The following is a 14,123-nucleotide window of genomic DNA, read 5'->3' as shown; positions in this document are numbered from 1 at the left end:
CCTGAGGTATCGAAGGATGAACGGCCCCCGCCGTGCGGTGGGCTTCGATACCTCAGCCCGAACGGTGATTTTTCAACTTCACAAGATTTGGCACACCCACCCATGACCCCCCACGACATCCACGCCCTCACCTCGCTCAGCGCCGTGGAAATGCGCCGGCGCATCGGCGCGCGGCAGCTCTCGCCGGTCGAACTGCTGGAGGCGTGCATCGCGCGCATCGAGGCGGTCAATCCGCTCGTGAATGCCGTGACCGCCACCTGCTTCGAGCGCGCCCGCGAGGAAGCCCGCGCCGCCGAGGCCGCCGTCATGCGCGGCGAGCCGCTGGGCCTGCTGCACGGGCTGCCGCTGGGCGTGAAGGACCTGGAGGAGACGGCCGGGCTGCTGACCACCTACGGCTCGCCCATCCACCGCGCCAACGTGCCCGCCGAGGACAACGTGCTCGTGGCGCGGCTGCGCGCGGCCGGCGCCATCGTCGCGGCCAAGACCAACGTGCCCGAGATGGGCGCCGGCGCCAACAGCTTCAACCCGGTCTGGGGCGCCACCGGCAACCCCTTCGACAACCGCCTCAATGCCGGCGGCTCCTCGGGCGGCTCCGCCGCGGCGCTGGCGCTGGACCTGCTGCCGGTGTGCACCGGCTCCGACACCGGCGGCTCGCTGCGCATCCCGGCGGCCAAGTGCGGCGTGGTCGGCTTCCGGCCCTCGCCGGGGCTGGTGCCGAGCTCGCGCAAGCCGCTGGGCTGGACGCCGCTCTCCGTGGTCGGCCCTATGGGCCGCACGGTGGCCGACGCCTGCCTGCAGCTCGCCGCCACGGCCGGGCTCTCCGCCACCGACCCGCTCACCTACGAGCTCGACCCGCTGAGCTTCCTGCACCCCCAGGAAGTGGACCTGGGGCAGCTGCGCGTGGGCTTCACCGAGGACTTCGGCGCCTGCGAAGTGGACGACGGCATCCGCGCCGTGTTCCGCGACAAGGTCGCGGCCATGAAGGGCCTGTTCCGCAGCTGCGAGCCGCTGGCGCTGGACCTGGGCGAGGTGCACCGCTGCTTCGACGTGCTGCGCGCCGAGGCCTTCGTCGCCGGCATGCGCGAGGCCTACGAGCGCGATCCGATGAGCCTGGGCCCGAACCCGCGCGCCAACTACGAGATGGGCGCGGCCATGCGCCTGCTGGACTGTGCCTGGGCCCAGGCCGAGCAGACGCGGCTGCTGGCGCGCTTCCAGGCCGCGTTCCGCGACGTGGACGTGATCCTGGCGCCGACCACGCCGGTGTCGCCCTTCCCCTGGACCGAGCCGCACGCGGCCACCATCAACGGCAAGGCGCAGGAGAACTACTACCGCTGGCTGTCGCTGACCTACGTGACGACGTTGACCACGCACCCGTCGCTGAGCCTGCCCTGCGGTACCGACCAGGCCGGCCTGCCCTTCGGGCTGCAGGTCGTCGGGCGCTTCCGCGCCGACCGCCACACGCTGGGCGTGGCGCACGCCATGGAACAGGCCTTCACTCACATCCCGGCGCTGCGGCGGCCGGTGCCCGACGCGTCGCGGCTGCGGCCGGCGCAGCCGGCGCTGGACTCCATCGTCACGGCGCCGCCCATCTTCGGTGGCGCCGCCGGCGGCGCGGGCGCATCGGCGGTCTGATGCATGGAGTCAACCCACATGCAGAGTTTCGACTTCGCCGTGATCGGCGCCGGCATTGCCGGCGCCTCGGCCGCTCATGAGCTGTCGGCGCGGGCCTCCGTGCTGCTGCTGGAGCGCGAGAGCCAGCCGGGCTACCACACCACCGGGCGCTCGGCGGCGCTGTACATGCAGAGCTACGGCACGCCGGCCATCCGCGCGCTGACGCGCGCCAGCCGGGATTTCTACGACGCGCCGCCGCCCGAGTTCGGCGGCGAGCCGCTGCTCACGCCGCGCGGCGTGCTGCACGTGGCCCGGCCCGACGCGGAACACGCCGCGCTGCTGGAGGCAACCTGGCGCGAGCTCTCCGGGCGCGGCGGCGGCGTGCGCCGGGTGTCGCGCGAGGAGATGCTGGCGGCGGTGCCGTGCCTGCGTCCCGAGACGACCGCCGCCGGGCTGGCCGAGGACGGTGCCAGCGACATCGACGTGCATGCGCTGCACCAGGGCTACCTGAAAGGGCTGCGCCGCCAGGGCGGCTGCGTGCGCAACGACGCGGAAGTCACGTCGCTGTCGCGCGAAGGCGAACTGTGGACGCTGCGGCTGGCCGATGGCGAGGCGTTCCAGGCACGGCATGTCGTCAACGCGGCCGGCGCCTGGGCCGACGTGGTGGCGCAACTGGCCGGCGTGCGCCCGATCGGGCTGGAGCCGCGGCGGCGCAGCGCCTTCACCTTCCTGCCGCCCGATGGCGTGGACGCGAGCCGCTGGCCGGCGGTGGTGGGCATCGACGAGAGCTATTACTTCAAGCCCGACGCCGGGCAACTGCTGGGCTCGCCGGCCAATGCCGACCCGGTGGCGCCGCACGACGTGGTGCCCGAAGAGTTCGACATCGCGCTGGGCATCCACCGCATCGAGGAGGCCACGACGCTCACCATCCGCCGCCCGCGCCGCACCTGGGCCGGGCTGCGCTCCTTCGTGGCCGATGGGGACATGGTCATCGGCCGCGACCCGGACTGCGCCAGCTTCTTCTGGCTGGCCGCGCAGGGCGGCTACGGCATCCAGAGCGCGCCCGGCGCGGCGCTGCTGGCGCGCAGCCTGCTGCTGGACGAGCCGCTGCCCGAGGCGCTGCGGCGCGAAGGGTTGGACGTGTCGCAGCTGGCACCGCAGCGCTTGCGCTGACCGACGCGATGGCAGGGGGGCCTGCCGCGCCCGCAACCCACCTGCATCCGAATAAGGGAAAACCCTAGTGCAGCAAGGATTTGCTGCACCGCAGCACACTGGATCGACGTTGGCGCCCAGCCTGTCCGGGCGTCTCTTCGCCGTCGATCCTCACTGCCTTGCCTCCATGTCCTCTGCTCCGCCGCCGTCCCCTTCCCCCGGCCCATCCGCCGCCGGGTCCGTGCAGGCGCGGCACGAGCGCGCGTTCTGGCCCTCGGTGCTGGCGCTGGGCGTGGGCGGCTTTGCCATCGGCACGGGCGAGTTCGTCATCATGGGACTGCTGCCCGAGGTGGCGCAGGACCTGGACATCAGCATTCCGCAAGCCGGCCACGTCATCAGCACCTACGCGCTGGGCGTGGTGCTGGGCGCGCCGGTGCTGGCGGTGCTGGCTGCGGGCTGGCCGCGACGCGCGCTGCTGCTGGCGCTGATGGCGCTGTTTGCCGCCGGCAACCTGGCCAGCGCGCTGGCGCCGAGCTACGCGTCGCTGAGCCTGTTGCGCTTCGTGGCCGGGTTGCCGCACGGTACTTACTTCGGCGTGGCGGCGCTGGTCGCGGCGTCGCTGGCGCCGCCGGACCGGCGCGCCAGCGCGGTGGGGCTGGTGATGTCAGGGCTGACCAGCGCGACGCTGGTGGGCGTGCCCATCGCCGCCTGGCTGGGCCAGCACCTGGGCTGGCGCGCGGCCTTCATCCTCGTCGGCGCCATCGCGGTGCTGGCGTGCGTGCTGATCCGCCGCGGCGTGCCCGAGCTGCAGCCGCCGCGCGGTGCCAGCCCGCTGCGCGAACTCGGCGCGCTGGCGCGGCCGCAGGTGTGGCTGACGCTGGGCATCGGCGCCATCGGCTTCGGCGGCATGTTCGCCGTGTTCAGCTACATCAAGCCGACGCTGATCGAGACGGCGGGCCTGTCGCCGGATGCCATGCCGCTGGTGCTGGCCCTGTTCGGCCTTGGCATGGTGGTGGGCAACCTGGCCGGCTCGCGCCTGGCCGACCGCTCGCTGCAGCGCACGATCGCCGGGCTGCTGCTGTGGAACGTGCTGGTGCTGGGCACCTTCTCGATCATGGCGCAGTCCGTCGTCACGGCCTCGGTCAGCGTGTTCCTGCTGGGCACCATCGTGGCGATCGCGCCGGCGCTGCAGATCCGGCTCATGGACGTGGCCGGCGAGGCGCAGACGCTGTCGGCGGCGCTCAACCACTCGGCCTTCAACATCGCCAACGCGCTGGGCGCCTGGCTGGGCGGCATCGCCATCGCCGCCGGCCTGGGCTGGACCGCCACCGGCCACGTCGGCACGCTGCTGGCGCTGGGCGGCATGGTGGTGTTCGCCGCCGCGCTGCTGCACGAGCGCCATGCCCGGCGCCGCGGCGCCGCCTGGCAGCGCTGAGCCGCCCGCGGCGCGGCCCTCCAGGCCGCTACCGGTATTGACGTGCCCTTTGTCACGCGGGCGGCGGCAGCCCGCTTCAGCCCGGTCCAAGCGCGGCCGATGGCCCGGGCATGCTCAAGTTCCGACATCTGCCCCTGGCCGTCGCGCTCGCCGCCTCCCTCGCGGGATGCGGGGGCGGCGGCGACAGCCCGGCCACCGGGCCCGCGCCTTCCGGATACGCGGCCGCCGAAACCCAGTTCGCCCTGGCCGCCTCCAGCGAGCACGCACTGGTCAACCCGATCGTCGCCGCCACGCCCGGCATGGGCTCGCCCGACCCCTCGGTCGTCTTCCGCGACGGCTACTACCACTACTGCCGCACCCTGCCCGGCGGCGCCATCGGCATCGCCAAGGCGCGGCGGCTGCAGGACATCGGCACCGCGCCGATGGTCACCATCTGGACCCCGCCGCCCGGCACCACCTACAGCCAGCAGGTGTGGGCGCCGGAGCTGCAGTACCTGCGCGGGCGCTGGTACGTGTACTTCGCCGCCAGCGACGGCGTGATCGCGAACCACCGCATGTACGTGCTGGAAGGACCCGTCGGCGACGCCCAGGGCGCCTACGCCTTCAAGGGCAAGCTGGCCCCGCCCACCGACCGCTACGCCATCGACGGCATCGCCCTGGAGAGCGCGGGACGGCTCTACTTCGTCTGGTCGGGCTGGCGCAAGGACGGCGATGCCTTCCCGCAGGTGCTCTACATCGCGCCGATGAGCGATCCGCTGACCATCAGCGGCGAGCGCCACGAGATCGCCGCGCCGGACCGGGCCTGGGAGTCGGTGGAGGCACCGCTGGTGGAGGGTCCGGCGGTCCTGCAACGCGACGGACGCATCCACATCGTCTACTCCGCCAGCGCCAGCTGGAGCGACGACTACAAGCTCGGCCTGCTGAGCTTTTCCGGGGGCAACATCCTCGACGCCGCCGCCTGGAGCAAGCACGACACGCCGGTGTTCGTGAAACGGCCGGCAGCGGGCGTGTACGGGCCCGGCCACAACTCGTTCGTGAAGTCGCCCGACGGACTGCAGGACTGGATCGTCTACCACGCCATCGACCACAGCGGCGGCGGCTGGCTCAACCGCAGCGTGCGCGCGCAGCCCTTCGCGTGGAGCGCCGACGGCCTGCCGCGGTTCGGCCGTCCCGTCCAGGCCGGCGTGGCGCTGGCCGAGCCCTCGGGCACGCCCACCGCCTTGCGGCCCTGAGCGCCGTGACCGCCAAACCGCCGCAACGGTGACCCGATATGGGAAGCGCAGGCCGCGCAAGTCCCATAACCGGTCACCTGAGCGCCCGTGTGGCGTCCGGATGCGGCGGAAGGCCGTGGCGGCACCGGTGCCGGCATTCGGCGTCCCATGGCTGGTCACCCGTCCTATGTCCCATGACTGGTCACCCATGTGGATCTGGCGAGCCGCAGCGGTGCCCTCGCAGCGAACGCCCGGCGGAGGCAGCGGCGCCGAGGCCGCGGCTGGGCGCCCGGCGACGGGAAAGGGGTCTTCGGCTCCCAGGAATGGTCACCTTGGCCAGCACCCATGAATGGTCACCTGGGCGCCTCGCGCGACCTTTTCCACAGGGGCTGGCATCGGCGCTCCCATGAATGGTCACCTGGCTCCCATATCCAGAAACCTGAACTCCCAGGAATGGTCACCGGTTTCCCATGTCCACACACCTGAACTCCCATGGACGGTCACCATGCGTCCCATGAAAGGGCACCTTGCATGAGGCAAGTGCCTGTCCTGCTTGGGATTTTCGGCACCTAAAGGTATTAAAGGGCTTAAAGCGTCAGCTAAAGAAGACACAACGCGGCGTCGTTGCTTCAAGACGGCAATCAAGCCCGGCGAGGTGCCGGCGCAACGGCCGGCGGGGCAGGCTCAGGTTACTATCCCGCACCGCTTCCTGGTCACCTATGCCGAGCCGCAAAAGCCCCAAGGAGTCACCTGAAGGACAAATCTCCCTCTTCGCGAGCCCGGAGACGCCGGATGCCTTTCGCAAGGCGGTGCAGATCGTCCACAGCAAGCCCAAGCAGCCGCTGACGCTGCTGCAGCGCAAGCTCGGCAATGCCTGGGCCAAGCATGCCATCGAGCACAACGCCGACGACCTGGGCTGGTGGACGCTGCGCATCAAGGACCTGGCACTGGACGTGGGCTTCGACTCCAACAACCGCCAGTACCTCAAGGAATCGGCCGAGGCGCTGATGCGCATCGTGTTCGAGTGGGACGTCATCGCCACCAGCCCCAAGCGCCCGTGGAAGGCCTCGGTGATGTTCCCGGAAGTCGAGATCCACGCCGACGTGATCCGCTACCAGATCAGCAGCCAGCTGCGCCAGCTGATCGTCAAGCCCGAGATCTACGCGCTGATCGACATGAACGTGGTGCGGCGCTTCCGGCGCGCCAGCTCGCTGGCGATCTGGGAGTTCTGCGTGCGCTTCGAGAAGATTGGCCACACCGCAGAGGTGCCGTGGGAGGACTTCCGCGACATGATCCTGGGCGAGACCGCCGAGGCCCGCACCTACCAGGAGTACAAGTACTTCAAGGCCAAGGTGCTCAAGCCGGCCATCGTCGAGATCAACGCCGCGTCCAATCTGAGCATCGAGCTGGTCGAGACCAAGGTCGGCAAGCGGGTGGCCGCGCTGCGCTTCCAGCTGGTGAAGAAGGAGACGCCGCAGGGCGAGGCCGCGGATGACGGGCGCGCCCTGGAGATGATCGGCGAGCTGGTGCGGCTGGGCCTGATGCAGTCCGAGGCGAGGCGCCTGGTGAAGGCCCATGCGCTCGATGAGCTCCAGGCGGCGCTGGACTACACGCGCCGGCGCATGGCCGACACGCGCGCCGGCAAGCTCGACAACCCCGCGGCCTATTTCCGGCACGCGGTGCAGCACCGTTACGCCATGCCCGACGGCGTGGCCGAAGCCCGCCCGGCGCCGCCCGTTCCCCGGCTGGACCTGCGCGAGGCCTGGCTGGCCGGCCAGCACGGCGAGGCCGAGCGCTACTTCAAGGAACTTGACCCCGAGGACCAGTCCGCGCTGATGGAGCGCTACAACGCGCAGGCCGTCGCAGCGCTCAGGCTGAAGAAGAAGCCCACCAAGGCCGCGGAGACCGCCTTTCGGCGCTGGCTGGTCATGGATACCTGGGGCGAGCCCAGCGCCCAGGATCTGCTGGAGTTTGCCGGCCGGATGCTGGCGGCCCGCGGCTGAAGCCCCGGCGCGGGCAGGCCGTGCGCGTCGCTCCCATGAACGGTGACCCGAAGGCCGGCACCGCGGCTGACGTGACAGGTCATGGGACGCACAGGCCAATTCGCCTTGTCCGAAGACAGGTCAGCACGGAAAAACAACGGATGCAAGGCTTTCAAGCTGGTTTTGACGAAAAGCCTGGCATCCATGCCTGACGCTGGTAGAGTGCGCCCGCCATACCAGGAGCGGGAGCGAACCTTGACCATTGCCTTCAGGGGCCAGGCGGCGGCGGCGGCGCTGGGCCTGACCATCGACACGCTGCGCCGCAGTGCGGACGACGCCGGGCTGCGCGTGGAGCGCAAGCAGACCGGGGCTTCCTCGACGCGGGTGTTCCGTCCCGGCGACCTGTTCGCCATCGCGCGCTGGCGTGCCACGCACCATGGCCCGGCGCCGGCGCGGCGCGCGGTGATGGCGGTATGGAACCCGAAGGGCGGCATCGGCAAGACGACGCTGGCCGGCAACCTGGCCGTGGCGCTGGCGCTGCAGGGCCTGCGCGTGCTGGTGGTGGACCTGGACTTCCAGGGCAGCCTGACGCTGGGCTTCGGCTACGACAGCGAGCTCACGCTGGAAGAGGCTCGTGCCCAGGGCCGGCCCGAAAGCGACGTGATCCAGTACCACCTCGGCCACCTGCTGCCCGGGGCCGATGAGCGCCAGCCGCTGGCGCGGGTGATCAAGAAGCCGTGGGGCGAAACCGGGCCGCATCTGGTGCCGGCGGACCTGATGCTCGACATCGTGGACTACCGGCTGCTGGTGGAGACGCTCTCCGGCGCGCAGTCGGACCTGGCGCTGACCAAGTGGATCGCCGAAGGGCGCTCGGGCAAGGCGCCGGGCTGCGACCTGTCGATCTACGACGTCATCCTCTTCGACTGCCCGCCGTCGAAGAACCGGCTCACGCGCGCGGCGCTGCTGGCCAGTGACGCGGTGGTGTCGCCGGTGAACTTCGAGCACTACAGCACCAAGGCGCTGTCATACCTGGCCATCGTGCTCAACGAGATGGTCGAGCATTACGGCCGCTGCCCGGAGCTGATGATCCTGGGCAACGAGCACGACCCGCAGCGCGTGCGCTCCAGCATGCACGTGGCCGCCATCGCCGCGCAGTACGGCGACGCGCTGCTGGCGCAGACGGTGCGGCGCAGCGAGGATTTTCCCCGCGCGCTGGACAGCGAGCCCAAGGCGCCGCTGCTGCTGGCCAAGCCCACTTCCGCCGCGGCCGACGACGTGCGTGCCGTGGCGCGGCTGATCGCCGGCCGCCTGGGCCTGTTCGCCGCCAAGGGCGCCAACCGCACGCAGGAGGCGCAGCATGCCGCCTAAGCACCTTTCCGACGCCGAGATGATCGCCTCGCTGCGCCCGAAGGCGCCGGCGCCCGTGGCGGTGAAGCTCAACCCGCTGCAGCGCCCGGCCGGCGCGCGGCTCAGCGACGAGGAGCTGCTGCAGCGCGCCACGGCCGGCGCCGCGGCGGCAGCGCCGCCACCGGCCGGGGGCCCCGACGCCGCGGCCTCGCCGGTGTCCGCCGTCCCCGGCAACGACGCGCAAGCGCGCGCGCATGCGCTGGAAACCGAATTGGCGAGCCAGCGGCCGCACGAGCTGCCGCTGGACCGGATCGACAGCGTGCCGGGCCGCCGGCGCCGGCTCACGCAGGAACAGTTCGACGAGCTGCGCGAGAACCTGCGCGCCAACCCGCTGGTGCACCCGATCACGGTGCGGCGCAAGGACGACGGCCGCTACGAGGTCGTCAGCGGCGAGAACCGCCTGGCCGCCTACCGCGAGCTGGGCAAGGCTTCAATCGCCGTGTCGGTGCTGGACGTGGGCGAGCAGCTGGCCGAGCGCGCCGCCTTCTACGCCAACCTCATCGCGCACGACCTGCCGGACTTCGAGAAGTTCAAGGGCTTCCAGCGCGAGCAGCAGGCCACCGGCGCCAGCCTGGCCGAGATGGCCAGGCTCGCCGGCGTGCACAAGGCCAGCATCGGGCGGCTGTTTGCCTTCTCGCGGCTGCCGGCCGAGGCGCTGGCCGAGCTGGAGCGGCGTCCAGACGCCATGGGCGCGGCTTGCGCCGAGGAACTGGCCAAGCTCAGCAGCGCGGCCAACGCCGAGCGCGTGGTCGAAACCGTGCGGCTGCTGGCGGCCGGGCGCATCAACCAGGCGCAGGCGCCGGCCTACGCGCGCGCCACGCCACGCGTGGCCCGCACCGCGGCGCAGACCGGCACCGTCAAGGCCGGCCGCTTCAAGTTCGCCGAGTACCGCGCCAGCGGCCGGGTCGTGCGCGTCGAGTTCCATGCCGACGTGGACATGAACGAGGCCTGCAAGCGCATCGAGGCGCTCCTGGACGAGATGGCGGCCGAAGCCAGGACCGGCGTCTCAAGTTGAGACGCCTTGTAAATCAAGCACTTGGCGAAAAGTCAGGCGCTGGGTGCGGATGCGGGTCCGACGCTCGAAGAAGATCCTGGCACGAGGCCCCATCGCGTTAGAACGCGGCGTCTCAACTTGAGACGCCTTGTGAATCAAGCACTTAGCTAAAACCGAAGCGGCCCGCGGGCCGCTTTTTCCTGTGCCCGGCCCGAAAGCGGCACCGGCGGCGGCACGGAGCAGACGCGCCGGGCAGAATCGCGCGCTTTGCCGGCCGCTTGCAAGGCCGCCGTGTCCTGATGTCCCTTGCCGTTCCCCTGCTGCAGCGCCTGGCCTCCCCGGCCGTGGGCATGGTGCTGATCGCCGCCAACCTGCGCCCCGCACTGATGGGCGTGGGCCCGCTGCTCAAGCAGATCCAGGCCGATACCGGCCTGTCCCCTTCCACCCTGGGCTGGCTGATCACGATGCCGGTCATTGCCTTCGGCGCGGTGTCGCCGCTGGCGGCGCCGCTGGCGCGCCGCTTCGGGCTGGAGCGCACGCTGCTGGCGGCGATGCTGGCGCTGGCGGCGGGCATCGCGCTGCGCTCGCTGCCCGGGACGGCTTGCCTGTTCGCCGGCGCGGCGCTGCTGGGCGCGGCCATCGCCATCGGCAACGTGCTGGTGCCGGCGCTGGTGCGGCGCGATTTCCCGGCGCGCATCGGGCCGATGACGTCGCTGTTCGTCACCACGCTGGCCGGCGTCGCGGCGGTGGGGGCCGGCCTGGCGGTGCCGATGGCCGGCTGGCTGGGCTGGCGCCTGGCGCTGGCGGCATGGGCGCTGCCGGCGTCCGTGGCCGCGGCCTGGTGGCTGCTGGCGCCGGGGCGCGGCGTGCAGCCGTCCGCCGCGACGGCGCCGCCGCCACCGGCGCCGCGGCCGGGCGGCCTGTGGCGCTCCGCGCTGGCCTGGCAGGTGTCGCTGTTCATGGGCCTGCAGTCGCTGGCGTTCTACGTGCTCGTGGCCTGGCTGCCCAGCCTGCTGCAGGACGCGGGGTTGTCGGCGGCGACGGCCGGTAGCTATGCCTTCCTGTACCAGGTGGCCTGCCTCAGCGGCAGCCTGGTGGCGCCGCTGCTGGCGGCGCGCGCCCGCGAGCAGCGCTGGCATGCCTTCGCGGCCTCGGCGCTGTCGCTGCTGGGCTTCGTCGGTCTGGCGGGCACGGCGCCATCGGTGATCTGGGTGTTGATCGGCGGGCTGGGCTCGGGCGCGAGCCTGGCGCTGTGCCTGGCCTTCTTCAGCCTGCGCACCAGCCACCCGTCGCAGACGGCATCGCTGTCGGGCATGGCGCAGGCGGTGGGCTACAGCCTCGCCGCGTTGGGGCCGGTGGGCTTCGGCTGGCTGCATGACACCAGCGGGAACTGGCACGCGCCGCTGGTGGCGATGTGGGTGCTGATCGCGCTGCAGTGCGCGATCGGGCTGCAGGCAGGGCGGGCGCGACGGATCTGAACGACGCGCGTGCTGCAGCGTCAAGCCGCTGCGACAGGTGGACGTTCATGGGACATGGCGGGACTCTCCGGCTCGCACACGACGCCTAGGCGTGCAAGGCGGCGTTTCGGCGCCTCCCTGCTTACCCCTTCCAGAACTTGTTCATCGCCCGCATGCGCCGGCGCTGCTCGGTGGTGACGTAGATCGTGGTCGTGGCCAGCGAGGCGTGCCCCAGGTTCTGCTGCGCCACCTCGATGGGCGTGCCGCTGGCAATCGAGTGCGAGGCGTGGCTGTGCCGCAGCCAGTGCGTGCTGGCCGCGGCCAGGCGCTGCGCGCCACGGCTGTCGCCCTGCTGCTCCAGCACCCGGGCGCAGTGGCCGAAGTAGGTCTTGAGCTGGTCGTAGAGCGTGTTCGACGCGATGCCGGCGGCCGGGTCGAAGCCGCGCGCCTGCAGCAACTGCGGCGCGCGCTCGGGAGCGTCGCTGGCCAGGCCCAGCACGAAGGCCTGCGCCGTGGCCGGGTGCGCCGGGTCGGGCTCCAGGCCGCGCGAGGCCACGTAGTCCAGCAGTTCCTGCACCACGGGCAGCGGCACGGGCACCTCGCGCAGGCGCTGGCCCTTGCCCACCACGCGCAGCATCCAGCCGGCCAGCTCCTCGTGGTCGTCCGGGCTGGGCGGGTACTCGACCCATAACAGGTCACCCACGCGCGCGGCCACCGCCTCGGACAGGCGCAGCCCCGTGGCGTAGAGCAGCAGCAGCGCCGCGCGCAGCCGCCGCGTGGAGCCGTTGTCGGGCTGCAGCGCGAGCTGCTCACGCACGAATTCCCACTGCGCCAGCGTCAGGCTGCGCCCGGCGTTGACGCGCGGCGCCGTGCCGCGCGGCACGGCCACGCCCGTCCACGGATTGCCCACCAGGTAGTTCTGCTGCACCAGGAAGCCGTAGAGGTTGCGCAGCACCGTGATCGCCATGGCGGTGGCCTGCGGCGACAGCGGCCCCTCGAACGGCCGCCACAGCGGCGACCAGCGCTCGCGTCCGCGCGGACCGCACCAGCGGCTGCGCGGCTGCGGGTCGGCCAGGAAGTCCCGGTAGGCGGCGCAGTCCTCGTGCGTCATCGACGACAGCGGCTTGCGCCGCACCAGGATCGCCCAGAGCAGGAAGCGCTCGGCCTCCTTGCGGTACGCGCGCTGGGTGTGCGAGAGCGCCTTGGGCGCGTCGGCATCGTCCTCGGCGGCTCCCGCGGCGCGCGAGCGCCGGCGCGCCGCGGCGGCGCGCTGCTGCTCGGGCGTGAGGCCGTGCTTGGCATTGAGCCAGGCCAGGATCGCCTCGTAGTCGTTGCTGGCCGACAGCAGGCACTGCGCCTGCGGACGCCGGTACAGCCCCTGGCTGCCGTCGAGCTCGGCCGGCACGACGATCTTCTCCAGCGGCCGCACCTCGGTGGCCGCGGCGACCACGCCCTGCAGCGCCCGCGTCGGCAGCTTCGAGCGCGGCAGGCCGACGTGCGCGCCGATGCGCTGGCCCAGCGCGTCCTCGTGCGCGCGCAACCACTCGACGATGCGCTGCGCCTTGGTGGCGCCGATGCCGCGGATGCTCGTGTGCCAGCCCTGGCCCAGGCCGTTGACGCGCTCGACGAGCTGGTGGAGCGTGAACACGTCGGCCGCCTCCAGCTTCGTGGCCAGCGCCGGGTTCAGCCACGCGGAGACCGAGTCGCCGGCGCGCGGCGGCTCCGCCACCAGTGCCTCCAGCCAGCGCAGCGCCTCCAGCTGCCGCTCCACCAGCCGGGCGCGGCGCCGCAGCCGCCGGGCATGGTTGCCGAATGCCGCGGCATAGGCATCGGCCTGTTCCTGTTCGGAGAAGCCTTCGAGGCCCTGCTGCGCGGCGAAGGCTTCGAGCGAGGGCAGGGCGGCCGCGGCGTCGAACAGCCGGCTCGTGTCCAGCCGCACCAGCCGCGCCACGCCCGGGCGGGCTTCGCGCTGCGCGGCCGCGGCGAACTCGTCGCGCAGCCAGGCGATGGTCGCGCGCACGGTGCGAGCGTCGGTGGCCTCGCCCTCGGTGCGCAGGTAACGCTCCCAGTTGGCGCGCACGTCGAGCCCCTGCACCAGCGCGCGCATGAAGGCGAAATGCCCGCCATGGAGCTTGCGCGAGCGCGCCGCGCGCGCGGCATCCGGGCGCGCCTCGCCCGGTGCAAGTGCCTGTCGCACCATGCTGTCTCCCTCGTCTGATTCCGGCAGGCCGCGATTGTCGCCTGCTTTGCGGGGTGCTGATAATTGGTCTTATCACTACGGTGGATGAGCTGTCGCGCTCCGCCCAGCCCCCGCCCGTCCTGCCAGCCAGATGCCGCAGGCTGCAGCCACCGCGGTGGTGGCCATGTGCGCTTCTCGTCTTTTGAAGAGCGTTCTTCCGTGGATTGATTGCCCGCGACGCCGCGATTGTGCAAAGCCGCTGTCGCGGGCCTCCCTGCCGGCCCGCCGCGGTTGACCTGCTTCTGTTGCTGGCGGCTGAAGCCCCGGTCATGGCGCTTGGCATTTGCTCATGATTCCAGTAAAGTGGAATCATGGAAGAGAAAGAAGTTGTCCGATCGCTCGCTGCGCTGGCCCAGCCGGCACGGCTGCAGGCGTTCCGCGCCCTCGTGGTGGCTGGCGAGCAGGGCCTGACGCCTGGCGCCATGGCCGAGGCGCTGGGCCTGCCGGCGTCCACGCTGTCCTTCCACCTCAAGGAGCTGGCCAATGCGGGCCTGGTCACGCAGGAGCGCGAGAGCCGCAACCTCATCTACCGCGCCGCGTTCGGACGGATGAACGCGCTGCTGGCTTACCTCACCGAGAACTGCTGCCAGGGCATGGCCTGCATGCCCGCGGCCAAGTCCTGTTCCGACTGCTGA

Annotated in this window: 10 protein-coding genes; 9 read left to right on the top strand and 1 reads right to left on the bottom strand. The window is 71.8% G+C overall.

All coding sequences use genetic code 11. The annotated features are described in order from the left end of the window. Positions 1-102 precede the first annotated feature (102 nt). From FJ694_RS14260 to FJ694_RS14225, 8 genes are all read left to right on the top strand, one after another. Positions 103-1,632: an amidase gene (locus tag FJ694_RS14260; protein ID WP_157267911.1), complete on the top strand. Its 1,530-nt coding sequence runs from the start codon at positions 103-105 to the stop codon at positions 1,630-1,632. Between the two features lie 18 nt (positions 1,633-1,650). Beyond that, positions 1,651-2,784, top strand: a complete 1,134-nt coding sequence (locus tag FJ694_RS14255) for an NAD(P)/FAD-dependent oxidoreductase (protein WP_157267910.1) — start codon at positions 1,651-1,653, stop codon at positions 2,782-2,784. A gap of 166 nt (positions 2,785-2,950) precedes the next feature. After that, a complete protein-coding gene (locus tag FJ694_RS14250; protein ID WP_157267909.1) occupies positions 2,951-4,198 on the top strand; it encodes an MFS transporter in 1,248 nt (415 codons plus the stop codon). A gap of 110 nt (positions 4,199-4,308) precedes the next feature. After that, positions 4,309-5,430, top strand: a complete 1,122-nt coding sequence (locus FJ694_RS14245; RefSeq protein ID WP_157267908.1) for a glycoside hydrolase family 43 protein — start codon at positions 4,309-4,311, stop codon at positions 5,428-5,430. A 788-nt stretch (positions 5,431-6,218) separates the two neighbouring features. Then, positions 6,219-7,412 carry a replication initiation protein gene (locus tag FJ694_RS14240; RefSeq protein WP_232540028.1) on the top strand — a complete coding sequence of 398 codons (1,194 nt, stop codon included), beginning with the start codon at positions 6,219-6,221 and terminating at the stop codon, positions 7,410-7,412. A gap of 234 nt (positions 7,413-7,646) precedes the next feature. Next, the gene (locus FJ694_RS14235) at positions 7,647-8,759 is read left to right on the top strand and encodes a ParA family protein (protein WP_157267906.1); all 1,113 of its coding nucleotides are present in this window, start codon (positions 7,647-7,649) and stop codon (positions 8,757-8,759) included. Beyond that, positions 8,749-9,813 carry a ParB/RepB/Spo0J family partition protein gene (locus FJ694_RS14230; protein WP_157267905.1) on the top strand — a complete coding sequence of 355 codons (1,065 nt, stop codon included), beginning with the start codon at positions 8,749-8,751 and terminating at the stop codon, positions 9,811-9,813. Before FJ694_RS14235 ends, FJ694_RS14230 begins: the two co-directional genes overlap by 11 nt. Before the next feature lie 278 nt (positions 9,814-10,091). Further along, on the top strand, positions 10,092-11,270 hold the full coding sequence (locus FJ694_RS14225) for an MFS transporter (RefSeq protein WP_157267904.1): 1,179 nt from the start codon (positions 10,092-10,094) through the stop codon (positions 11,268-11,270). Positions 11,271-11,391: 121 nt separating this feature from the next. Here FJ694_RS14225 and FJ694_RS14220 read toward each other — a convergent pair whose 3' ends face one another. Then, positions 11,392-13,449 (bottom strand): site-specific integrase, encoded by a 2,058-nt coding sequence (locus tag FJ694_RS14220; RefSeq protein WP_157267903.1) that lies wholly within the window; start codon positions 13,447-13,449, stop codon positions 11,392-11,394. Positions 13,450-13,799: 350 nt separating this feature from the next. Between FJ694_RS14220 and FJ694_RS14215 the strand changes: the two genes are divergently transcribed. Then, positions 13,800-14,123, top strand: a complete 324-nt coding sequence (locus FJ694_RS14215) for an ArsR/SmtB family transcription factor (RefSeq protein WP_157267902.1) — start codon at positions 13,800-13,802, stop codon at positions 14,121-14,123.

The organism is Azohydromonas aeria (assembly GCF_009760915.1).
In the GTDB taxonomy this organism is placed as follows: domain Bacteria; phylum Pseudomonadota; class Gammaproteobacteria; order Burkholderiales; family Burkholderiaceae_C; genus Azohydromonas; species Azohydromonas aeria.
Note: the sequence above shows the minus strand (reverse complement) of the source record. Positions and strands in the feature narration are given on the sequence as shown.